The following is a 23,213-nucleotide window of genomic DNA, read 5'->3' on the forward strand; positions in this document are numbered from 1 at the left end:
ATGCTGCAAAGCTTTTTGCTCAGGCAATATCGCAGGGTTTACCGTTTCGACAACTGGATGCGGCGGCACTTTACGTTTACCGGCCATCTGGTCATCGCCTTTACGATCGCCGCCGCGGTTTTCGGCGTGAATACCAAACAAAGCACCACTTACCAACTGTTTGTATTTTTATTGGTATTGCTGGTTTTATCGATATTGAACAGCTCTTTTAATCGCCTCAAAGTCACCTTAAACCGCCGCCTGCCCCGTTACGGCATGGTTGGCGAACCGCTACGCTACACCGTCACGCTGACCAATTTAACGCCCCGGACATACGGCCGCCTGGCACTATGCGAACAGTTGGCCGAGATTCAACCCAGCGCGACGCAATTACTTAAATTTTATCAATTGCACCAATCCCCGTGGTTTAAGCAGGTCGTCAACTTCCGGCGCTGGCTACGCTATCTGGCTTATCAACGCGGCGGCGTAATCGCCGAAACCGCTTTACCCGATTTTGCGCAAGCGCCGCTTCAGGTACAGATCAGCTTTACCCCGACCCGGCGCGGCACTATCACTTTTACCGACAGTTACCTGGCCAAACCGGATTTGCTGGGGCTGTTCAGGCGCTTGATCGTGCTGAAAGCCCGGCAAAGCTGCCTGATACTGCCCAAGCATTACCCGATCAAACCGTTAACACTGGCCGGAAAACGCAAATACCAGGCAGGCGGCGTGTCGCTGGCCAATTCGGTCGGCAATTCCAGCGAATTCATGTCGCTACGCGATTATCAACGCGGCGACCCGCTAAACAGCATTCATTGGAAAAGCTTCGCCAAACACGGCAAGCTGATTGTTAAAGAATACCAGGACGAGTATTTTGTCCGGCGCGCATTATTGCTGGATACTTTTGCCGGCGATGCGGCGACCGAGCAATTCGAAGCGGCGGTCTCGGTCGCCGCTTCGATTGCAGTCAATGAGCGCCAGAACGAGGCCTTGCTGGACTTAATGTTTGTCGGTTTGCAGACGTATTGTTTCACGGCCGGGCGCGGCGTTGACCAGTTGCCGCATTTACAGGAAATTCTGGCTGCGGTGCAGCCCGGCGAACAAGACTCCTTTGCCCAATTACGGCAAGCCGTACTGGCCAGAATCGGACTGTGCAGCAGCCTGGTTTGCGTGCTGATGCATTGGGACCAGGTCCGGCAGGATTTCATCAAGCAATTGCTATCGCACGATTTGCCGGTTGCGGTTTTTTTGTTGCATGACGGCTCGCTGGGCGAGCAGCAATGTGCCAATAAGCCGGAACATTTTTATTTGCTGGATTATCGCCGTCTGGCCGAACAACTGGCGGCGCTATGAGCTTAGAAGCTGTGTTTTGTATTTATCCACGAAAAACACGAAAGGCACAAAATATATCTGCACGTTATATTGATGCAACCGTAGGGCGCGCCTTGGGAGCTAAGATGCGCACGGCGCTCCCTACTAAAAATCACAGCCCCGTTTTACTCCGCTCGAATACTTTCGTGCTTTTCGTGCCTTTCGTGGACAACATAGTTTTTTCATGATGAACAAAGACCTGCTGTTTCTAAGCTTCAGTTTATTGTCATGGGGCTGGTTATCGGAAACCTGGCCGGCCGCTTTCGGGCTGCTATTTGCAATCGTTGCCGGCAAATACAGCGCGTGGCGTTGGCAGATCAGCTCAACCCAGTTTTACCGTTGCGGCGATCTATCGGCATTGCTGGTGATACTGCTATTAATCGACGTCTATATTTTACAACCCACCGAACGGCCTATTTTTGTGCTGTTAAAGTGGCTGCCGGTCCTGTTTGCGCCGGCGTTATTTGCGCAATTATTCAGCAGTGCCCAGAGCTTGCCGTTAGCGACGCTGTTTTATTCATTGCGTAAACAGAATCCCGAACTAGCTGATTTTAAATTGCCCTACACTTCACTCTATAACAGGGAGTCCGGCGTTATACGGCTATTCAGGGAGATTGATTTTATCCAGCCTTACGCGGCATTGACGGTATTAAGCGCCGGGGCCGCCAATGTGCAATCGCCGCTTTACTTTATTATTGCGACAGCGCTGTTTACCGGCATTCTTTGGACTATCCGGCCTAAACATTCCTCGGTGCCGCTGTGGTTGCTATCTATCGTCTTGGCAATCGGCGTCAGCTATTTCGGTTATCAGGGCTTAAGACAGTTACACACTTTAGTCGAAGAAAAGTCGATTGCATGGCTCAGCAATTGGCAAAGCGATCCGTTTAAAGGACAAACCTCTATCGGCGATGTCGGCGAGTTAAAGTTATCCGACAAAATCGAATTCCGCCTGAAAGCCGACGGCCCGTTATTGCTGCACCAAGCCAGCTACGACCTTTATCTCGGCCATAGCTGGCTGGCTTCAAAGCATCTGTTCATGCCTGAAAATCCGTTCAAGCCAAGCGAAAACGGGCCGCTGAAACAACTGGAAATCCTGCAACAGCTTAACCGGCAGTCAGTGTTGGCGCTGCCGGACGGCACGGTGAAAATAACAGGACTCGATGACGCTTATCTGCAATATACCGAACTGGGCGCGGTGAAAGCGAACTTGTCGCCAAGATTCGCCCGCTACCAGGCTTTCTATACCGACAGAAGAACCGGCGCTCCAAGCAAATACGACCTGCTAGTCCCCAAACAACACCTCGATTGGTTGCAACAGATTGCCGATGAATTAAAGTTGGCCGGGCAGCGCCCCGAAACCATCGTCGAGCTGATCAAAAGCCATTTCCAACATAATTTTTTTTACAGCCTTTACTTGGGCAATCAAGCAAATGCCGATCTGGCTTTAAGGGACTTCATGCTCAAACGCAAGGCCGGCCATTGCGAATATTTTGCCGCCGCAACGGTATTATTACTCAGGCAAGCCGGAATACCGGCGCGCTTAGCAAACGGCTATTCGGTCGGCGAATACGACAATCGGCAGGATTTATATATTGTCCGCAGCCGTCATGCCCATGCCTGGGCGATTGCTTATATAGACGGTCTTTGGCGGGCTGTCGATTCCACGCCCTCGCAATGGCTGGCCATGGAATCCGAGCACGCAAGCCTGTGGCAACCGGTAGCAGACTGGTGGTCGAATTGCCTGTTCCATTTTAGGGAATGGCAGCTTCAACAAAGCCGACAACAAAACGCTAAACTGGAGTTAATTGCCGCACTACTGCTAACGATTTATCTGGCATGGCGGCTTTATTCCGCAAAACAAAAATTAAGCAGGAAGACGCAAAATAAACAATCGGCAATGCTTAAACCTTGTTGCCAAGGGCTCGATTCCGAGTTTTACCTGATCGAGCAAGGCTTACAAAATACCGACCGAGCCCGGCTACATAACGAAAGCATCCAAGAATGGGTCGAGCGCTTGCAAGCGCCTGAGCTGAGCCGGCTTTATAAACTTCATTATCAATTACGATTCGACCCGCTGGGACTTTCAGACGAGCAAAGACAGCTGTTACGGCAGCAAGCAAATGCATGGCTCGAGCATTTCCGCAACGAAGCGGCCAGGCATTAACATGGCGAGGCGCGCATCGGGTATGATGTCGACAATTTTAAAGCTGAGTTGGGCAGAGCTTGCCTGCTCAAACGAAGCTTAGCCTCTCTGGGTATAAAATGATGCTATCCATCGACTACGTGTTGAATCGCTTATGACCTCTGTCCCATTATTACTTACCGCTCCGCATCCTTGCAGTTACTTGGAAGACAAGCCGGCGCAAACCGCATTCGTTCATCCTTCATTTGAACTTGACACGGCTGTTTATTCTCAATTGATTGCTAACGGTTTCAGACGTAGCGGCGACGATGTTTACCGTCCCCGATGCGCAGAATGCTCGCAATGCGTTCCGGTGCGCTTGCCCGTTGCGCAATTTAAACCCACTCGCAAGCAAAAGCGCTGTTTGCAAAAAAACCGGCAAACCACCGCAATCATCAAGCCCGCGGCTTTCGAGCAAGCGCATTACGATCTTTATCTGCGTTACCAGAATCAACGTCATACCGAAGGCAGCATGGCCAACTCCAGCCCCGATGACTACCTGCATTTTTTAGGCAGCTCATGGTGCGATACCGTATTTGTAGAATTTTCTTATGCCGGTGAACTTGCCGCCGTGGCCGTTGTAGATCGTCTCGATAATGCCCTGTCCGCCGTTTATACCTTCTTTGAGCCAAGGTTTTCCAACCTTAGCCTCGGCGTTTATGCAGTGTTATGGCAGATTCAACATGCGCAGGAACAAGGCTTGGATTGGCTGTATTTGGGATATTGGATTGCCGGTTGCCGAAAAATGAATTACAAAGTTCAATACCAACCGCTGCAAGGCTTTATTAATCAACAGTGGAACTTTTTAAACATCGTTACCCCGGAGGAAAGCATCAATGGCCAAATTAAAGAATGAACCTCTGCTTTTGAAAAAAGCGGTAGAGGTTGCCGAAAATTATGCAAAGAACCGTGGCTACTCAGGATTTTCTTCAACCGATGCGGCAAAAGACAAGGTCGAATGCCTTTATCGCCTGCTGGTCCATGACCGCTTGATTCAGCCCTTGGCTATCGACCAGGAAAACGGGGTCAATATGAAACACAAATTAGCATTATGGATTGCACGTCAATTACCCAAAGATCACCCTCTCTTAAAATAATCGAACCCATACATTAAAGGTAATCCGATGAATAATAAAACCAAATTGCGCTGGGGCATTTTAGGCGCGGCACGCATCAACGAACGTCTAATGCCGGCTATCGTTGAAGCCGCCAATGCCGAACTGGTTGCGATAGCCAGCCGCCGCCCCGGAGCCGCCGCGCAAACCCTGGCTCAGTACGCGCCGCAACAGCAGCAGGTTCGGGCTTACGATGACCTCAACACATTGCTTGACGATCCGGAAGTCGATGCGGTGTATCTGCCGTTGTCTAATCGCGAACATGCCGAATGGACCTTGCTTGCTATCGAGCACGGCAAACATGTGCTATGCGAAAAGCCTATGGCGCTGACTGTGAGCGACATAGCGGCGATTCAAGCCGCGGCGCTGAAGCATAAAGTCACCGTTATGGAAGGCTTCATGTACCGTTTCCATCCGCAACATGCCAGGGTGCGGGAATTGATTGATTCGGGAATCATTGGCGAAGTCAGGTCGGTGCGCTCCAGCTATTCTTTCATGATGCGGCCTGCCCGCTTGTACCGACTGGCTGAAAATGTCGAAAACGGCGGCGGGGCGATGTGGGACATCGGTTGTTATGCGATCCATTCGGCAAGGATGTTCTTCGATCAACCTGCTGTCTCGGTAACGGCTATAGCGAAATATATTGAAAGTGGTGCTGACACAGCGGCTAGCGGTATCGTCGATTTCGGCGACGGTAAATATGCGCATTTCGATTTCAGCTTTGAGCGCGCAAGGCGTTGCGAATATGAACTGATCGGTACTAAAGGCGGCATTAAATGCCACAATGTCTGGGCTATGCCCGGCGACGTGCCGGTGGTGTCATGGTGGACCGAAGCAGGCGAACAAGGCGAAGAGCGGTTAGCTGCGGCTAATCATTTCCGGCTGGAAATCGAGCATTTTAGCGATTGCGCGTTAAACGGCAATGCTCCCGCCCTGTCACTGGACGATGCGAAAGCCAATTGCCAAATCATCGTTGGCGCATTGCAATCGGCGGCTACCGGGCAACGAGTCAAACTGGGTTAGGACCTGTTTTTCACATGTTCGGAGAGCTTGGCGTTCCGGACGAATTATGAAGAGATTAAAAATGAAGTTAAAAATTATATTCTTATCCGCGATAGCCTTTATCTTGCAAGGCTGCGTATTAACCAAAGTGGCTTCCGTACCGATGCGTTTAGGCGGAGCGGTCGTATCCATCGTACCGGGCGTTGGCAACAGCGCTCATGATGCAATCGATAGCGCGGCTGACAGCGTGGATGATATTCCTATCTAAGGTGAGTTATGGCTTCAAAATAGATTTTAGTTCCGGGTTAGCCAGCAGTGTCCGGCAAGAAATTAAACCTATGTTTTGGCCTTTGAAAGGATAGTGATAACTGATCAATGACTCAGGCAGAGATTCTGAGTGTTTATAGATCACGATGATGTAACCGCTCTGATGATGCCCGGCCCAAGCGTATAGATCGGTTATATCCGGCACGACGGTAATCGGCTGCTTAAGGCGCCCGGAAAAATGATATTGCCCGTGATACTTACTGCCGTAAAAAGCAATATCGCTATTCTGATCCATTAATGCGGCAATCGTTTGAGCGGCAGGCTTTGTATCGTAACGCTCGAATTGGGCATCGAAAAATCCGCCGCTCACGGTGATTAATGTGGCAAGGGAAGCCACACAAACGGATAGCACTGAATCCTGTGCAGTTTTTGCGTTGCTTATTCCAAAAATTATCGCACAAACGACCAGCAGGCTTCCCCACAGCGGCGATATTAACGATAACTCGGCTCGCCAATGGTAAATTTCATTTAACCGGGGTAACAATATTAATAGTATGCCCAGCAATCCGAAAATCGCCATCGCAACACGGTGAGCCCGTTCCCAGCGCCCAGGTTCCGTTACCTGGTCCGCTGCCCGCGCCAATATCAAGGCCATCGCTGGAACTAAAGGTAATAAATAATGAAGGCGCTTGCCGCTGATTAAGCAGAACGCGGTAAAAACCGGCATCGCCCAAGCCAAACAAAATCTGACGCCCCAATCCTGAGACGTAAGTTGGCGCAATCCGCTCCATAAAGGCTTCAACAGCAGCCACGGCAATAACAGCAATGGCAAAATTTCCAAGTACCACCACCATGGCAGCTTATGCGCAAAGGATTCGACCAAGCGCCCGCTCGTCTGCCCCAGGAAAATCGCCTTTCTATAATCCTCTCCTCCGGCAATTCCAGCCGGTATTGCCCAGCATAACGCGATCATGGCTCCGATTAGGACTGCGGCAATCACCCCAAGATACCAATGCTTCCAGCGGAAGCCGGGGATTTTCAACCACCAGGGAGCCAACAACGCAACAGGCAAAATATGCAACAAGATTACCGGACCTTTGCTTAGAACACCGCCGCCGATCGCTAGCCCTAATAGCAGCCAATATTTTAAAGATAAGCCCGAATCAATGAGTTTTAGAAGACTGTAGATGCCCAATAATGCAAAAAACGCCAGCATCATATCGAACATCGTCAATGTGCCGTAGATTGCCCAAAAAGACAGTCCCAGCAATATCAGCGGAGTAAGCGCCTCAGTCCGTTCACGATCAGGCCATAAACTGCGCGCTACCGCACCGGATAAAAATAAGGCTGCCAACGAAAAAAGCGGTGAAATCAGGCGTAGCGACCAATCGTTAATACCGAACAACCACCAACTTAACTGCATTAGCCAAAATAACAACGGCGGTTTGTGGCTGTAAGTTTCTGCGTTTAAATAAGGGACGAGGAAGTCATTCCTAAGCCACATTTCCCATGCAACGGCGGCATAACGGGTTTCATCGATCGGAAATAATGGCCGAATGTACAGGTTGGCAATAGTTACAATACACCAAAGCAGAACAATCCAAAGCCTGACAGACAGCAATCGATACATGGCGATTATTCGATGCCTAAATTTTTACGCTCGTGAACCACGAAATACAGGTTGCGGAAATAGATAAACAGGCCGGTCAGTTGCCCGACAATGAAAACCGGATCTTCACGATAAACGGCATAGGCTAGCAACGTGACACCGCCGCCAATGCTGAAATACCAAAAAGCGATAGGAAATACGCTTTTCTTCTCGCGTTCGCTTTTAAGCCATTGCACTATAAACCGGGCTGAAAATAGCGCTTGCCCGACAAAACCTATAATCAGCCAAATAGTTTCTTTATCCACGTTCAACTTCGTGTGCCTCCGGCAGTTTTGCACGCTTTTGCAGCCATATAACGCCTAATATATCGGTAATTCCCACCCAAAGCCGGTCTAATGTGCCGTACTTCGAATAACCATGAACCCTGGCCCTGTGATTTACCGGCTCAGAGATAACCTGTCCTCCGGCTCTTAAAATCAACGCGGGCAAGAAACGATGCATATGATCAAAATACGGCAATACTAAAAACTCATCTCTTAGAAAGAGCTTTAAACCGCAACCGGTATCCGGCGTATTATCGCCTAATAAACGCGAACGAATGGCATTAGCTACTTTCGATGAAAAAAGCCTCCAAGCGGAATCATGGCGTTTGTTTCTCCACCCGGCGACCATCAACAAATTACTTGTTATTTTCCTCTGCCGCATCAATACCTCATACAAACGGGGAATATCGGCAGGATCATTTTGCCCATCGCCGTCCAAGGTTGCGATGCAGGGATACGTTGCCGCTTTTACTCCGGTAAAAATGGCGGTGCTTTGTCCGCAACTTTGCTGGTGGCGAATTACCCGTAACGTTTTGATGTCTTGTTGTATCTGCTTTAGAACTGCCGCTGTATTATCATTACTGCCGTCATCGACATAAATAATTTCATAAGCCTTTGCTTGGCTCATTGCTGCAACGATCTCTGCGATCAAAGCGCCAATATTATCGGCTTCATTATAAACAGGAACAACAACCGAAACTTCCACAGCCCTTACCTCCTCTAAATCTCCATAAAAAAGGGCCGCATCCTTACGAATGCAGCCCTTTCTATCCCCACATGCGTAACGGAGTTACCACATAGTGAAATAATTGATTAACGTTTCGAGTACTGAGGACGTTTTCTGGCTTTGTGCAAACCAACTTTTTTACGTTCTACAACGCGTGAATCGCGAGTAACAAAACCCGCTTTTCTAAGCGCCGGGCGCAAAGTTTCATCGTACGCCATCAATGCGCGTGTCAAACCGTGACGAATAGCGCCAGCTTGGCCAGATGGACCACCGCCTTTAACGATTACATTAATATCGAGTTTACCTTCCAGATCAACACATCCCAACGGTTGACGGGAAACCATCTGGTCGGTTTTACGACCAAAATATTGTTCGATAGCTTTTGTGTTAATAGTGATTTTTCCGGTACCTGTTGTTGCGTAAACACGTGCGATTGCACATTTACGACGACCTGTTCCGTAGTACTGAGCTGCTGCCATGATCTACCCGCTTATAATTCTAGTACTTGTGGCTGTTGAGCCTGATGATCGTGTTCAGGACCTGCATAAACTTTCAATTTCTTGAACATTGCACGACCCAATGGATTGTTAGGTAACATTCCTTTAACTGCTGTAGTAAGAATACGATCAGGGAAAGTTTTTCTCAATTTCCCCAATGTAACAGTCTTAAGATTACCAATGTAACCTGTATGACGCTGATACAATTTATCATTTTCTTTATTGCCTGTAACGCCTATTTTCTCTGCATTTACTACAATAATGTAATCACCGGTATCAACATGCGGTGTGTATTCTGGTTTATGTTTACCGCGAAGGCGTAGAGCAATTTCAGAAGCGAGACGACCAAGTGTCTTTCCTTCTGCATCGATCACGTACCAATCACGCTTAACTTCTGCTGGCTTTGCACTAAATGTTTTCATCGTTACTTAGGCTTTCGGTTAAAGGCAATATGAAAAAAGCCAAATTGTACTAAGAATTGACTCATCTTTCAAGCTTATTTGTTTTTTAATGAAAAGAACTATTCATTTAGTGCTTTATTATAACTTAATGTTTAATGAATGTAACTTGCGGTAAAGATGAGTCCGCTCCATACCGACAGCGGCTGACAATTTGGCAACACTGCCGCCTGTTCTCTCAAAATGGTATTCCAGATAAGCTTTCTCAAAATGATCCCTAGCCTCTTTTAACGGTAAATTAAAAAATTCAGGCACTGAATGTGAGGTAACATTATCGCCAATGACCGAGCCTAGAGCCGCCTTGACTTCATCCATCTCAATATCTTCACCAACCCCCAAAATCATCAATCGCTGCACCAGATTTTTCAATTCCCGGACATTGCCGCGCCAACTGTAATTACGCAAGAAGTTTTGCGCCGCCATCGAAAATTTCCGGAACGGCAATCTGTCCTGGCTGACGAAATAGTCGACATAAAAGCTCAGCAATGCCGGTACATCCTCGCTGTGCTCCCGAAGCGGCGGAATATCGAGCGAGACTTCATTAAGCAGATAGTACAAATCTTGCCGGAAACGCCCGGCTTTGACCTCCTCATCCAAGATGATACGAGTTGACGCTACCACGCGAACATCGACGCGTACCGCCTCGCTACCGCCTACCCGCAAGAAAGAGCTGGACTCCAATGCCCCAAGCAATCTTAATTGGGTTTCCTTGTCCATACCGCAAATCTCGCCTAAAAATAGCGTACCCTTATGCGCTCTTTCCAATAAACCCGGATAAATCTTACCTGCATCTTCCTTGCCGAAAAATTCCACCGCCGAATTTTCCGGCGATATGCTGCTTACGGCTACATCCACGAAAGGGCCGTCCCGATGCGCACTGTTATTGTGCAGATAACGGGCGTACATTTCCTTACCAGCGCCGGCCTCACCAACAAACAATACCCGGGCATCATGCTGGGCCAAGCGTTTTAATTGATCCTTTAGTCTCGCGACAGTAGCGCTCTTACCAACCGGATCAATATCCGTATGCAGCTGTTGCTTCAGCCCCGCATTTTCTATTTGCAGGCTACTGGCTTCCAAGGCTCTTTCTACAATCAATAATAATCTTGCCAAAGACAGCGGCTTCTCAAGAAAGTCGTAAGCTCCCAACCGTGTTGCTTCAACAGCCGCTTCAACGGATCCATGTCCCGACATCATAACGACGGGACAAAGCATGGCCTCTTCCGCAACCCATTCTTTCAATAAAGTAATGCCGTCAGTATCCGGCATCCAAATATCAAGCAGAATCAAATCGGGCGCCTTAGAGCATTTTAACTCCCTGGCAGCACTAGCGCTCTCAGCCGCTGCAACTTGGTAACCCTCGTCTTCAAGAATCTCGCAGACCAGTCGGCGAATGTCCGGCTCATCATCTATAACCAATATACGTGGTGTTTGTGCACTCATATTTTTTTACAGCACCTCAAGAATTACACGCCGGAAGCTGAATGATAAATCCCGCTCCCATTTTTTCGCATCGACTTCCCACCAATTGCGACTCATCCGACATCCCTGACGGTCGACGACTGGTGTCGACCCATATCGCACCGCCATGCTCTTCAATTATTTTCTTAACTATTGCCAGACCTAGGCCCGTGCCTTTCGCTTTGGTGGTCACATAAGGCTCAAAGATTTGCTCAATTTGCTCGTCCTTAATGCCCGGTCCGTCATCATAAAGCGCTATTTCAATAAAATCGGTATTATTTTTTTGCACCCGGTGCAGGTTTATCTCGATCAAGCCTTTATCGCCTATCGCTTCCAGTGCATTTTTTATCAGATTATGCAGTACCTGCCTGATGCTAACCGGGTCACCCTTAATCATCAATACGCCGGCTTCATAATCGACCTTAAATTTGACCCCCGATTTTAAAACATAAAGCGCCAATACTTCTTGAACTAAAGCGGGTAAATCGATATCCACTGTCTGTTTTTTCGAAGGTTTCGCATATTCCGAAAAATCGTCGACCATCTCCTTCATCGCCTCAACCTGCTGCACGATGGTGGTGGTCGAGCGCTGCAACATATCCGCATCGCCGTCGGCCAACTTGCCGGTCAGCTTGTGCTGCAGGCGTTCCGCCGACAATTGTATCGGCGTTAACGGATTCTTGATTTCGTGCGCCAAGCGCCTGGCGACTTCTCCCCAAGCCGCATTTTTCTGCGCTTGAATCAAATCGGTCACATCATCAAAAACCACTACCGCGCCGACACGGAGACCTTCCTGGGAAAACAGCGGAGTACCTCTACATAGCAATTCCTGGCGACCATTAGGACCTAAAAAAGCAATCCGCTGCTGCCATATATCGTCAGCCTGTTCCAATAAGCGCTGAATGGACTTCAAGGGCTCAGCCAGCTCCGCATAATCCTGGATCAATTCCAGTAAAGTTCGCCCGACAAACTGATTAACATGAATGCGAAAAATCCTGTAGGCGGCCTGGTTCGCCGTGCGTATCTTATGCTCCGAATCGAAACTGATAACTCCGGCCGTTAAATTCGCCAGTATCGTTTCCAGGTAAGCACGCTGATTTTCCACCTCAATACCGGCCATTCTGGTCTCATTGCTGGCTCTGGCGATACGATGCGTCATTTCGTTAAACGACTCAACCAGAAAACCTAAATCGTCAGGAGCCATAACCGGCAGTTCCTGGTCATAATGCCCGGAAGCAACTGCCTGCGTGCCTTTAACCAGCGCCTTTACCGGCGCGACAATATTACGGATGCTGATGAAAGCCACCCAAATCGCCGCCAGTAAGCTCATTAATAAAACCAACGACAAAGCCAGGGAAAAACTCAGTTTCAATGAATGCCTTAAAAAGTGCATCTCTTGATAACGCACAAACGCAAATTCCACAGAATCGGCCAAATCGGCAATCCTGACCGGCACCGGATATAAAGCCTGCAAATATCGCGGCTCTTTGGATTTGACCGTAACAACAACCCGGATCATTAATTCGTCTTCGCGAACCGGCGCCAGCGCGACGTATTCAGCATTCTGCCGCAACTGTAGCCAAGTATGCTCATCCGGCAAACTCGGCAAAATATCGCCTGGGTTAATGCTGCTCGAGGCAATAATCCTGCCCTGCCGCGAGAATAAAGTCATTTCGGACGCTCCTGCAAGCGCGCGTAAATTTTCCATTTCCAGCGTTGCCAACGATTCCGACGATTCCGCCAACTTCGAGGTCAATTGCTGCGTCTGCCGCAAATGCCAGCGCATTCGCTGGTCCAACGAAGCCTGGCTAAGTTCCAACGCATCTTCCATCGCCCGGTCTATTTCGACATTAAACCAGCTATCGATCCCCTGGTGCAGGAACTGCATCGAAAAATAAAATACGATAGCCGCAGGCGCCAAGGCCAGTACGACAAACAACGACACCATCCGCGTGGTTAACCTCGAACCGGCCTCGCGTTTTTTTAACTGCCGCGCCAGGGAATAAATATTGGCGCCGACCAATCCCAGCAACACAACCGACCCCAGCGCATTGACCAACAGCAGCCATGAATACATCGCGCTTAGCTCTGAAGATTCCTGCGTTGCCGTGCTCATCAACTGCAACAACAGCAAAATCAGGCCAAACAGGATCAATATCGATAAACTGATAGGGGGTTTTATTTTGTCAAAGGCCATAAGGTCCAATCGCTGGATAAATACCATTGAGGATTCGTATAAGCAATCGGACGTAGCGGCAAAGGCAGCGCATCCCGATCTAATGTTACTTTTATCCCGACCGCATAGCGTTCTCCGGGCTCAGCGACTGTTTTATCCAGCACACGAAAATCACGTATCGCCGACATCAAATCCAGTGCCGCGGACAACGTAGAGAAATTATACAACTCGCCGTTACTCTCGTTCCTGACCCGGTACATGTTTAACAGCGCGTGATACTGGATGCGGTAACGGATACTGGCACTAGCCAAGGTTTTATCCCAAAAATAATCGCGGTGCTGAAAAGTTTTGATATTTATATTCCAAAATAAAGGCACACCGTTTTGCAGCGCCTCTTTTGCCCTTGCACTGAGCTGATAATCCATATCCGCGGACAACAGATAACTATTGTCTTGCAACGTAATCTCGGCATTTTTTACCTCAACGCCAAACGCATCGGCATAGCTGAAAGCGGGCGTCAGCCATATCAGCAAACAATACAGTAATGAGTAATAAAGCGATGATTTATTGCTTGCCGATGCACGCATAATAAAACCCGTCCATCGCCGATTCACCGGTGAGAATCTGGCGCCCGCATACTCCGGCAACTCCCCAGTCGGCATTTATGGGCAATTCGACAGCATTGCTGTGCTCAGCGAGAAAAGCTTGAACCTGCCGCTCATTTTCCTGTTTTAAAACGGAACAGGTTGCATATACTAATAGCCCGCCGGGAACCAACAGCGGCCAGACGGCTTTCATGATGGCTTTTTGCAAAGCCTGCAACTGCCCAATATCCTCGACTCGGCGCAATAATTTAATATCGGGGTGACGGCGGATGACGCCTAAAGCAGAACAAGGCGCGTCCAATAGAATCCGGTCGAACGGTTTGCCGTCCCACCAGCTTGACGGATTTGCCGCATCGCCAACGACCAGCTTGGCTTGCAAATTCAAGCGCCGGCAATTTTCGCCGACCCGCAGCATTCTGGATTCATCTATATCGACAGCAACCAGCTCTTGCAGTTGCGGCTGGCTTTCAAGAATATGCGCGGCTTTGCCGCCCGGTGCGGCACACACATCCAGCACTCGCTGCCCCGGCTGAACATTCAGCAATCCGGCCGCCAACTGCGCGGCGGTATCCTGAACCGACACCAACCCATCGGCGAAACCTGGCAGCAAGTCTACCGGCACCGGCTTGTCCAGTCTAATCGCCGACGGGCAAAAGCCGACTGTTTCCGCGGCAATGCCCTGTTCGGTTAATTTTTGTAGATAATTTTCGCGGCCGATTTTGGCCAGATTAACCCGCAACACCATTGGCGGTTGCAAATTATTCTCCGACAAAATAGTTAGCGCCTGCTCAGGCCAATCCTGTTCGATTTGCTTGATTAGCCAGTCAGGATGGCTCAAGGCGGCGACCTGAAATTGGTCGGCCTTATGCTCCAGTCCGTCCTGCTCCCTGAGGTAGGTTCTGAGCACCGCATTGATCAGCGACTTTGCCCACGGTTTTTTGCGCGCAGCCAGCACCGTCTCCGATACTGCAGCATGAGGCTTTACCCGCATGAACTTGAGCTGGTACAGGCCCACCAAAGCCAGCGACTTAACGTCTATATCTTTTAGCGGTTTATCCAGCAATTGACTTAAGATGAAATCCAAGCGGTGAAATTGCCTGCAAACGCCGAAGCAAAGTGCTTGAATGAAGGCCTTGTCTTTAGCCGATTCTACGGTTAGAAACGCACTGTCCAAGGCGGCGGTTAAAGACTGCCCGTCTTGCAAAACCCGCGACAATACACGAGCCGCAACTAATCTTGTATTCACCGAGTATTCAACCTAATTTGGCTCCATTAACATCATGAGCACTGAGAAAAGCCTGAACAGGCATGCGTTTTCCGCCGGGCAACTGCACTTCCAGCAGCCTTAAAAAACCTGAGCCGGTTGCGACATCCATGTTTTTATCGGCGCAACGCACGACACCAGGCTCCAGTTGTAGAGAGTTATCGTCATGCACTGCCACAGCCTGCCAGATGCGCAACACGTTGCCCTGATAAAGTGTTTGAGCAACCGGCCATGCGTTTAATCCTCTTACTTTTCGAGTAATGGCTTCCGCCGGTTGAGTCCAATCGATAACAGCTTCGCTTTTTTCGAGTTTTTCCGCATAAGTGACTAAAGCTTCATCCTGGGATTCCGCATGGACGGTACCGGCTTCAATTTGAGCCAGCACTTTAGCTAAACCTATCGGGCCCAATGCGGCCAATTTGTCATGCAAATCGCTGGCCGTATCGGTTTCGTCTATCGTGCATTCTTCCTTGTGCAACATATCGCCGGCATCCAGTTTGCGCACGATCCGCATGATAGTCACTCCGGATTTTTGATCGCCTGCCATCAACGCACGCTGGATTGGCGCAGCCCCTCGCCAGCGCGGCAACAATGAAGCATGTACATTGATACAGCCCAATTTGGGCACGTCCAGCACTGCTTGCGTCAAAATCATGCCGTAAGCGACAACCACCATTAAATCGGCATTAAACGCGCTGATCTGCTGCAAATCCTCATCGGTTTTCATGGTCAGCGGCTGAAAAACAGGAATCCCGGCAGTCAAGGCAAGTTCCTTGACAGGACTCGGCTGAAGCTTCCGCCCCCTGCCTGCCGGACGATCGGGCTGGGTGTAAACGGCACACACCTCGTGCCCCGAATCCAGCAGCATCTGCAAACAAGGCACGGCGAATTCAGGGGTACCGGCAAAAATGATTTTCATGCTCAACTCGCTTCCATTTTATGGATTTTTTCCAATTTTTTCTTAATCCGTTGACGCTTTAACGGCGAAATGTAATCCACAAACAATTTTCCATCCAAATGGTCCAGTTCGTGCTGAACGCATACGCACAGCAAATCCCGGGCACTTAACTCAAAAGGCCGGCCCTCTCTATCGAGCGCTTTGACAATGATATGCTCGGCCCTGTTTACTTTTTCAAAAAAGCCCGGCACCGACAGGCAACCTTCTTCAGACTCCTTGACACCATCTTTTTCGATGATTTCAGGATTAATCAAACATATCGGAGCATCCTTTTCCTCACTGACATCGATAACAACAATGCGCTGATGCACATTAACCTGAGTAGCGGCCAAACCTACGCCGCGCGATTCGTACATGGTTTCAAGCATATCATCGACTAATTTCCTGACTTTATCATCGACCTTTTGCACGGGTACGGCTTTCTTGCGTAATCTCTCATCCGGAAACTCGAGAATAGATAGAATACTCAACAAACTCTCCACTATAATAATTGAATAGCGAAATTCTATCTGAATTCAAACGAAACTTAAACGCCCGCTATAAATACCGGACCGAGAGAATCGAGCCAAACAATTGGCCGTTGGTATCGCAAATCTACCTCAACACCATAAAAACAAAATAGACACGCGCCGGCTATCGTTCAAAAATCATCGCAAGCTATTTCGCCGACAGCGACAGTTTAAAATCGCGCATAAAATTAATTATGACCAACGAAATTGAGGTAAAACCATGACAGTATCATTCAATGAACTAACCAATCAGGCATGGCTTTTGTACCGTCAAATATCCAGTATTAAACAAGACCCTGGACTTTCAACAGGACAGATAAAGAAGTTATGCCGCATAATAGAAAAGACACATAGCCGCTATCTACGGCGACTGCACAAAGAACATTCCATGGAATGGCATTAACACCAACAGGTTTTGAGCCCCGAGTATGAGGAAATCCAAGAAAAAAAACATCAACCAAACCGATTTATTCGAGTTAATCGCACATTTGGAACAATTGGAACAAATAAGTTCGGAATTAGAGATGGTTTCCTCTCTGGGCCAGTTGGAGTTAATCACTATTGTTGAGAAACAAATTGATTGGGTGGAATTGGAACAGAACTGAACAACGCGCATATAATGCCGTAAAACAAAAAATAGGGGACGCAGCCCCTAGGACTGCTACGGCAACGAACAATAATTTATAGAAACATACAGCACAGAATTGAGGACAAAATGAATTTAGTCACAGAATTACCTAAGTTTTCGCAAGTTGAGATAGTGTCAGGACCGGCAGATGGTTTTTATCTTAAATCCGTAGCCAATGGCGATATATTAAATAAACCCTTCGAAAGCATTAAAGCAGCAGTGCAATATAGTGTCGGGGCATTTTTGATTGTTAAATTTGCTCCTGGACAAATTAGAGACTAAAGCTGAGTTGAGCAGCTCGTCTGCGCAAACGAAACTTATGCCCTTTGGCTATGAGCAACCGGTATAACTTAGCCGTCTAGCGGAAACTTTTCACCAACTCCCATTGAGGGCCGGCATGTAAAAAGCTTCACTGCAAATCCGACTATATTCAAAGGCCTTTGGGACTAGAAAAACCGCTTGGCCGATTATGCGCCAAATCCGGGCAGCCAAAATGCAGTAGCCGTATTTAGCGAATTGATCAATATTTGTACGTTTTAACTTACACACTTGTTTTAACTGATCGAAATAATACGATTCGCAAATAATCAACATAGTTATCCACAGATTTTGTGAATAAGTGATTCTACTTATCGCCGCGGAAAAAGGCCGGTTAAACGCTTCATAACGGGAAACATTGCCCAGATAATACACAGCCCCAAACTGCTAAAATGCTCCTGAAAAGATGACGCAGAACACCAACCTTTCAATGCCTGCTTGTTATTCTGGCGACAAATGCTATCTTTAAATAAACAAAGCACTAACACAGCAGCATCAACTTTCCGCCAGCACATCACCGGTGGGTTATTTTCCTAATTTATAATCAACAACTTAAGTTTCACCACGATTTCTATCTGCACACTGCATCGGATAACACAAAAAGACTCGACAGGAATCCCAAATGGCTTTTCGAATACTCGCCGGCTTGATCACTTCATTCTTTATCAGCTTAGCTGCATGGGCCGAAGACATACAAATCAACCCGTCACATCCTAACCAATATACCGTCGTCAAAGGCGATACTTTATGGGACATTTCCAGCAAGTTCTTAACGCATCCTTGGCAGTGGCCTGATTTATGGAGTCGGAACACTCAGGTTAAGAATCCGCACCTGATCTATCCCGGCGATACACTTTATTTTTCGATGGTCAACGGCAAACCTCAGCTTAGCCTTTCCAGAAGCGAGCAGCCGCAACCCCAGGACACTTCCGACTCGCCCTGTATACTTAAAGAAGAAGATTACAAGAAGGGCCGCAACAGCTTTCCTGTTTCCAAAGAAGGAAAATTACTGCCTTGTATCCGGGAATCCAGCTTAAAACAGGCCGTAAAACTAATCCCTACCGAAAACATAGCAAACTATCTGGCATCGCCCAAAGTAGTTGATGCAGACGAAATCAGCAGAGCGCCTTATGTGGTTGGCTTTGCCGGCGAACATATTATTGTCGGTGCCGGCGACCGCGTTTACGTACGTGCAATAAATGAACCGGCAAGTCTGTCATACACAATTTATCGGCCGGGAAACGCTTATATCAGCCCTGAAAACGGAGAAAACCTGGGCTATGAAGCGCAATTCATTGCCGATGCAACATTGCAACAGCCTGGCGACCCGGCAACGTTAGCGATAACTAAATCGGTCCTTGAAATTCGCACCGGCGACCGGATCATGCCTAATACTGAAGAAGATATTGCTTTAAATTTTTTCCCGCGTCCTCCCGAACAAAGCATTAAAGGCAACATTATCAGCGTACTGGGCGGCGTTTCTCAAATCGGACGGTTTAACGTGGTGGTGATAGACAAAGGTACTGCGGACGGCCTTTCCGTCGGACACGAGCTAAATATCTATAAAGCCGGCAAGATCGTCAGGGATGCTTACAGCCCGGTTAAGAACGATGCAGTTCATCTTCCCGATGAAATTGCCGGCACGCTGATGGTTTTCCGTCCGTTTGCGCGCGTCAGTTACGCATTGGTCATGAACGCAACCGAAGCCCTTCATGTATTAGACAAAGTTAGAACCCCCTGAACATTACCTCACAACAAATCGACGAAGACGTCAAATACTGGCTTGCGCTATTGCGCACGCCAGGCGTCGGCTGTAGGACATTTCTCCGCTTGCTCGAAAGCCACACCCCGGCCCAGCTGTTTGCGGAATCATCGTCGGCGCTTAGCGCTTTAGGTTTAAAAAGCACCATCGTCAATGCGATCAGAAATCCTGACTGGACGCTTATCGACTACGACCTGTCTTGGCTGAGTCAAGACAATAACAGCGTCATCACGCTTAATGATGCAGACTATCCTTCATTGTTAAAAGAAATCGCCGATCCTCCACCCCTCTTGTTTGTGCGCGGCAACCCCGAACTGTTATCGCTGCCGCAGATTGCTATTGTAGGTAGCCGCAATCCCTCGACTTCCGGCTTGGAAATCGCCTTTAATTTTGCCAAGACACTTAGCCATTGCGGCTTCGTGGTTACCAGCGGCTTGGCTTTAGGCATTGATGCCGCCAGTCATCGAGGGGCATTAAAAGCCAACGGTTATACCATTGCGGTAGCCGGTACCGGGCTGGATCGCGTCTATCCGGCAAAACATAAAGATCTGGCGACTGAAATTGTCAACACCGGAGCGATGATCTCGGAGTTTCCGCCCGGCACTACGGCCAAAGCCAACCACTTCCCCAGGCGGAACCGTATTATCAGCGGCTTGTGCCAGGGATTGTTAGTCGTTGAGGCGGCCAAACAAAGCGGCTCGTTAATTACTGCCCGCATGGCGCTTGAACAAAACCGCGAAGTTTTCGCAATCCCCGGTTCCATCCACAACCCGCTGGCCCGCGGTTGCAACGCGCTAATTCGTGAAGGAGCAAAACTTGTCGAAACAACGCAAGATATTCTCGAAGAACTAAGTCAATATAATCAACAACATGAAGCCGACCAACTACCAACAGTGCAATCAACGCTTGACCTGGAGCAGCAAACATTATTGAATCTTGTCATGTTTAGCCCAACTTCTATCGATACCTTGGTTGAAAATGCCAACGAATCCGTCGAAGTTATTTCGTCAATGCTACTGATTCTGGAACTGCAAGGATACGTAGAAGCAACTGCCGGCGGTTGCTACACTCGAATTAAATAAATAGATAAAACTTATGAAAGAAAATATCTTTGATGTCCTGATGTACTTGTTTGAAAACTATATGGACAATGAAATTGAAATACTTCCGGATAGCGACATCGTCAGAACAGAATTACTGGAGGCCGGCTTCGAGCAGATCGAAGTCAGCAAAGCGTTCGATTGGCTAGAATCGCTTAGCCTGCAACGGGCAATAAAAACCTCGGCATCACCTGCGTTCCGCATCTTCTGCACTCAGGAAAAAGCCAGACTGGATATTGAATGCCGCAATTTCCTGATGTTCCTTGAGCATAGCAACATCTTGAACTCAGCCAACCGGGAAATTGTCATCGACCGCGCCATGGCCCTGGAAAATGAGGAAATATCCATCGAAAAACTTAAATGGATAGTGCTGATGGTGTTGCTCAGCCAGCCGGATGAAGAAATTGCTTTCTCCAGGATGGAAGATATTGTCTATGACCTTATTCCAACTTATTTGCACTGAGGTACAAGGAACAAAGTCCAAGGTTCAAGGTTAAAAAGTACGCGCCTTGAACCTTTTACCTTGAACCTTTCACCTTATTTACCTTTCACCGAACCTTAAATGAGCAAAAACCTCGTCATTGTAGAATCGCCTGCAAAAGCAAAAACCATAGAAAAATATTTAGGTAAAGACTTTCAGGTTTTAGCCTCTTACGGACACGTGCGCGACTTGATCCCCAAAGAGGGCGCAGTCGATCCAAACAACGATTTCGCGATGAAATATGAAGTCATCGATCGCAACCAGAAACACGTTCAAGCCATCAGTAAAGCCCTTAAAGCCTCGGACGCCTTATACCTTGCAACCGACCCCGATAGAGAGGGGGAAGCTATTTCCTGGCACTTGCTTGAGTTGCTGAAAGAAAAAAAACTGTTGAAAGACAAGCCGGTCCATCGCGTAGTCTTCCATGAAATCACCAAGAAAGCCGTCACCGAAGCCATTGCCAACCCGGAAGAAGTGGCTATCAGCTTGGTTAATGCTCAACAAGCGCGCCGCGCTTTGGATTACCTGGTCGGTTTTAACCTGTCGCCGTTACTATGGAAAAAAATCCGTCGCGGCTTATCCGCAGGCCGCGTGCAAAGCCCTGCCCTGCGCATGATTGTCGAGCGCGAGCTGGAAATCGAGGCTTTTAAATCCCGCGAATATTGGACGATTGACGCAGCATTGACTGCGCAGGACCAAGCCTTTAAAGCCAAACTGACGCAATTTGACGGCGAAAAAGTCACGCAATTCAGCATTACCGATCAAGAGCTGGCCGAGAAAACCAGGCAAACCTTGCTGGATGCGGCCGACGGCCAATTAATGGTCGCCAAGCTGGAGAAGAAACAGCAAAAACGCAATCCTGCCCCGCCTTTTATCACCTCGACTTTGCAACAAGAGGCTTCGCGCAAACTGGGCTTCACCACCAAACGCACGATGATCGTTGCCCAGCAGCTTTACGAAGGTATCGATATAGGCGGCGAAACTGCCGGCTTAATCACTTACATGCGTACCGACTCGGTAAACCTGTCGGTCGATGCAGTCGAAGAAATCCGTGCCTTGATTGCCGAAAACTATGGCGCGGAAAACGTGCCTAAAGAACCGCGAATCTTTAAGACCAAATCGAAAAACGCCCAGGAAGCGCACGAAGCGATACGCCCGACTTATCCAAGATATTTACCGAGCCAGTTAAAAGACCACCTAAGCATCGAGCAATTCAAACTCTACGAACTGATCTGGAAGCGCACGATTGCCTGCCAAATGATCCATGCGACGCTGAATATGGTTTCGGTCGACTTGACCTGCGGCGACGGCAAGCACGTATTCAGGGCCACTGGCTCCACGATAGCCCATCCCGGCTTCATGGCCGCCTACCTGGAAGGCAAGGACGACAGCAATGAAAGCGACGACAAGGAAAGCTTCCTGCCGTCGATGGAAGAAGGCCGTCCCGTCAAGCTTAACGACATCAATGCCGCACAACATTTCACTGAGCCGCCGCCGCGCTACGGCGAAGCCAGCTTGGTAAAATCGCTTGAAGAACACGGAATCGGACGACCTTCGACTTATGCGTCGATCATTTCGACCCTGCAAAACCGCGAATATGTCACGCTGGACGGCAAACGCTTCTACCCGACCGACGTCGGCAGGATCGTCAACAAATTCCTGACCGAACATTTCACCAAATACGTCGATTACGGTTTTACCGCCAATCTGGAAGATGAACTGGATGCGGTTTCTCGAGGAGAAAAAGATTGGGTTCCATTGATGCACGACTTCTGGTCACCGTTCAATACCCTGATTCATGAAAAAGAAGAAAGCGTTCAACGCAAGGATGTTACCCAGGAAGCTATCGACGAAAAATGCCCCGATTGCGGCAGCCCGCTATCCATTCGCCTGGGCCGTAATGGCCGGTTTATAGGCTGCACTAACTACCCTGACTGCTCGTATACCAGAAACCTGAACGACGATGGCGGTGCCAGCGATGAACCCGAAGTTGTCGAAGGACGTTCCTGCCCTAAATGCGAATCGCCTTTAGTGATTAAGAGCGGGCGCTACGGCAAATTTATCGGTTGCAGCGCTTATCCCAAATGCAAGCATATCGAACCGCTGGAAAAACCTTCGGATACCGGCGTCGAATGCCCGAAATGTAAAAAAGGCAATATTCTTAAGCGTAAGTCCCGGAACAGCAAAATATTCTATTCCTGCTCGGAATATCCGAAATGCGATTACGCATTATGGAACGCGCCGATCCATGAAAGCTGCCCGGAATGCGAGTGGCCTATCTTGACCGTCAAAGAAACCAAACGGCGCGGCGTGGAAAAAGTTTGCCCGCAAAAAGAATGTAAATATGCGACGCCGTATGAAGGCGATCCCGCCGACGTACAGGGGCCTAAATAGCTTAAGGCTTTAATTCGCCACGAAGAC

Annotated in this window: 23 protein-coding genes; 12 read left to right on the forward strand and 11 right to left on the reverse strand. The window is 48.6% G+C overall.

The genetic code is table 11. The features are described 5' to 3' along the window. The 6 genes from EKO24_RS12325 (at position 1) to EKO24_RS12350 (ending at position 5,917) form a co-directional block, all read left to right on the forward strand. A complete protein-coding gene (locus EKO24_RS12325) occupies positions 1 to 1,332 on the forward strand; it encodes a DUF58 domain-containing protein (RefSeq protein ID WP_127029074.1) in 1,332 nt (443 codons plus the stop codon). 202 nt (positions 1,333 to 1,534) lie between these two features. After that, positions 1,535 to 3,514, forward strand: coding sequence for a transglutaminase-like domain-containing protein (locus tag EKO24_RS12330; protein ID WP_127029073.1), 1,980 nt, complete (start codon positions 1,535 to 1,537; stop codon positions 3,512 to 3,514). Positions 3,515 to 3,647: 133 nt separating this feature from the next. Then, the gene (locus EKO24_RS12335) at positions 3,648 to 4,388 is read left to right on the forward strand and encodes an arginyltransferase (protein ID WP_127029072.1); all 741 of its coding nucleotides are present in this window, start codon (positions 3,648 to 3,650) and stop codon (positions 4,386 to 4,388) included. Further along, positions 4,369 to 4,629 carry a DUF5062 family protein gene (locus EKO24_RS12340; RefSeq protein ID WP_127029071.1) on the forward strand — a complete coding sequence of 87 codons (261 nt, stop codon included), beginning with the start codon at positions 4,369 to 4,371 and terminating at the stop codon, positions 4,627 to 4,629. The genes EKO24_RS12335 and EKO24_RS12340 overlap by 20 nt, the downstream gene beginning before the upstream one ends. 27 nt (positions 4,630 to 4,656) lie before the next feature. Further along, positions 4,657 to 5,670, forward strand: coding sequence for a Gfo/Idh/MocA family protein (locus EKO24_RS12345; RefSeq protein ID WP_127029070.1), 1,014 nt, complete (start codon positions 4,657 to 4,659; stop codon positions 5,668 to 5,670). Positions 5,671 to 5,731: 61 nt separating this feature from the next. Beyond that, positions 5,732 to 5,917 carry a DUF6726 family protein gene (locus tag EKO24_RS12350; protein WP_127029069.1) on the forward strand — a complete coding sequence of 62 codons (186 nt, stop codon included), beginning with the start codon at positions 5,732 to 5,734 and terminating at the stop codon, positions 5,915 to 5,917. A gap of 6 nt (positions 5,918 to 5,923) precedes the next feature. Here EKO24_RS12350 and EKO24_RS12355 read toward each other — a convergent pair whose 3' ends face one another. The 11 genes from EKO24_RS12355 to def all read right to left on the reverse strand — a co-directional run bounded on the left by EKO24_RS12355 (position 5,924) and on the right by def (position 16,464). Beyond that, positions 5,924 to 7,546: an ArnT family glycosyltransferase gene (locus EKO24_RS12355; RefSeq protein WP_127029068.1), complete on the reverse strand. Its 1,623-nt coding sequence runs from the start codon at positions 7,544 to 7,546 to the stop codon at positions 5,924 to 5,926. 5 nt (positions 7,547 to 7,551) lie between these two features. Beyond that, positions 7,552 to 7,830 (reverse strand): lipid-A-disaccharide synthase N-terminal domain-containing protein, encoded by a 279-nt coding sequence (locus tag EKO24_RS12360; RefSeq protein ID WP_127029067.1) that lies wholly within the window; start codon positions 7,828 to 7,830, stop codon positions 7,552 to 7,554. Further along, entirely contained in the window at positions 7,823 to 8,554 is a 732-nt protein-coding gene (locus EKO24_RS12365; protein ID WP_127029066.1) for a glycosyltransferase family 2 protein, read from the reverse strand. The genes EKO24_RS12360 and EKO24_RS12365 overlap by 8 nt, the downstream gene beginning before the upstream one ends. A 107-nt stretch (positions 8,555 to 8,661) precedes the next feature. Continuing rightward, a complete protein-coding gene (gene rpsI, locus EKO24_RS12370; protein ID WP_127029065.1) occupies positions 8,662 to 9,054 on the reverse strand; it encodes a 30S ribosomal protein S9 in 393 nt (130 codons plus the stop codon). Between the two features lie 11 nt (positions 9,055 to 9,065). Further along, complete coding sequence (gene rplM, locus EKO24_RS12375; RefSeq protein WP_127029064.1) at positions 9,066 to 9,494, reverse strand: 50S ribosomal protein L13; 429 nt, start codon at positions 9,492 to 9,494, stop codon at positions 9,066 to 9,068. Positions 9,495 to 9,611: 117 nt separating this feature from the next. Next, entirely contained in the window at positions 9,612 to 10,973 is a 1,362-nt protein-coding gene (locus EKO24_RS12380; RefSeq protein ID WP_127029063.1) for a sigma-54-dependent transcriptional regulator, read from the reverse strand. Positions 10,974 to 10,989: 16 nt separating this feature from the next. After that, a complete protein-coding gene (locus tag EKO24_RS12385; protein WP_127029062.1) occupies positions 10,990 to 13,188 on the reverse strand; it encodes a sensor histidine kinase in 2,199 nt (732 codons plus the stop codon). After that, positions 13,170 to 13,754, reverse strand: coding sequence for a DUF4390 domain-containing protein (locus tag EKO24_RS12390; protein WP_127029061.1), 585 nt, complete (start codon positions 13,752 to 13,754; stop codon positions 13,170 to 13,172). Before EKO24_RS12390 ends, EKO24_RS12385 begins: the two co-directional genes overlap by 19 nt. Next, on the reverse strand, positions 13,732 to 15,018 hold the full coding sequence (gene rsmB, locus EKO24_RS12395) for a 16S rRNA (cytosine(967)-C(5))-methyltransferase RsmB (RefSeq protein ID WP_127029060.1): 1,287 nt from the start codon (positions 15,016 to 15,018) through the stop codon (positions 13,732 to 13,734). Before rsmB ends, EKO24_RS12390 begins: the two co-directional genes overlap by 23 nt. A gap of 7 nt (positions 15,019 to 15,025) precedes the next feature. Continuing rightward, on the reverse strand, positions 15,026 to 15,955 hold the full coding sequence (gene fmt / locus EKO24_RS12400) for a methionyl-tRNA formyltransferase (protein ID WP_127029059.1): 930 nt from the start codon (positions 15,953 to 15,955) through the stop codon (positions 15,026 to 15,028). Positions 15,956 to 15,957: 2 nt separating this feature from the next. Continuing rightward, positions 15,958 to 16,464, reverse strand: coding sequence for a peptide deformylase (gene def / locus EKO24_RS12405; protein ID WP_127029058.1), 507 nt, complete (start codon positions 16,462 to 16,464; stop codon positions 15,958 to 15,960). A gap of 467 nt (positions 16,465 to 16,931) precedes the next feature. On the opposite strand from def, the gene EKO24_RS22645 reads away from it, so the two are divergent. The 6 genes from EKO24_RS22645 to topA all read left to right on the forward strand — a co-directional run bounded on the left by EKO24_RS22645 (position 16,932) and on the right by topA (position 23,186). Continuing rightward, positions 16,932 to 17,108: a hypothetical protein gene (locus EKO24_RS22645; protein ID WP_162853359.1), complete on the forward strand. Its 177-nt coding sequence runs from the start codon at positions 16,932 to 16,934 to the stop codon at positions 17,106 to 17,108. A gap of 110 nt (positions 17,109 to 17,218) precedes the next feature. Beyond that, positions 17,219 to 17,413 carry a hypothetical protein gene (locus tag EKO24_RS12410; RefSeq protein ID WP_127029057.1) on the forward strand — a complete coding sequence of 65 codons (195 nt, stop codon included), beginning with the start codon at positions 17,219 to 17,221 and terminating at the stop codon, positions 17,411 to 17,413. A gap of 658 nt (positions 17,414 to 18,071) precedes the next feature. Next, positions 18,072 to 19,190, forward strand: coding sequence for a LysM peptidoglycan-binding domain-containing protein (locus tag EKO24_RS12415; protein WP_127029056.1), 1,119 nt, complete (start codon positions 18,072 to 18,074; stop codon positions 19,188 to 19,190). 17 nt (positions 19,191 to 19,207) lie between these two features. Then, positions 19,208 to 20,293: a DNA-processing protein DprA gene (dprA, locus tag EKO24_RS12420; protein WP_127029055.1), complete on the forward strand. Its 1,086-nt coding sequence runs from the start codon at positions 19,208 to 19,210 to the stop codon at positions 20,291 to 20,293. 13 nt (positions 20,294 to 20,306) lie between these two features. Beyond that, positions 20,307 to 20,774: a Smg family protein gene (locus tag EKO24_RS12425; protein WP_127029054.1), complete on the forward strand. Its 468-nt coding sequence runs from the start codon at positions 20,307 to 20,309 to the stop codon at positions 20,772 to 20,774. A gap of 99 nt (positions 20,775 to 20,873) precedes the next feature. After that, positions 20,874 to 23,186, forward strand: coding sequence for a type I DNA topoisomerase (gene topA / locus EKO24_RS12430; RefSeq protein WP_127029053.1), 2,313 nt, complete (start codon positions 20,874 to 20,876; stop codon positions 23,184 to 23,186). The last annotated feature ends 27 nt before the right edge of the window (positions 23,187 to 23,213 follow it).

Source organism: Candidatus Methylobacter oryzae (genome assembly GCF_003994235.2).
In the GTDB taxonomy this organism is placed as follows: domain Bacteria; phylum Pseudomonadota; class Gammaproteobacteria; order Methylococcales; family Methylomonadaceae; genus Methylobacter_A; species Methylobacter_A oryzae.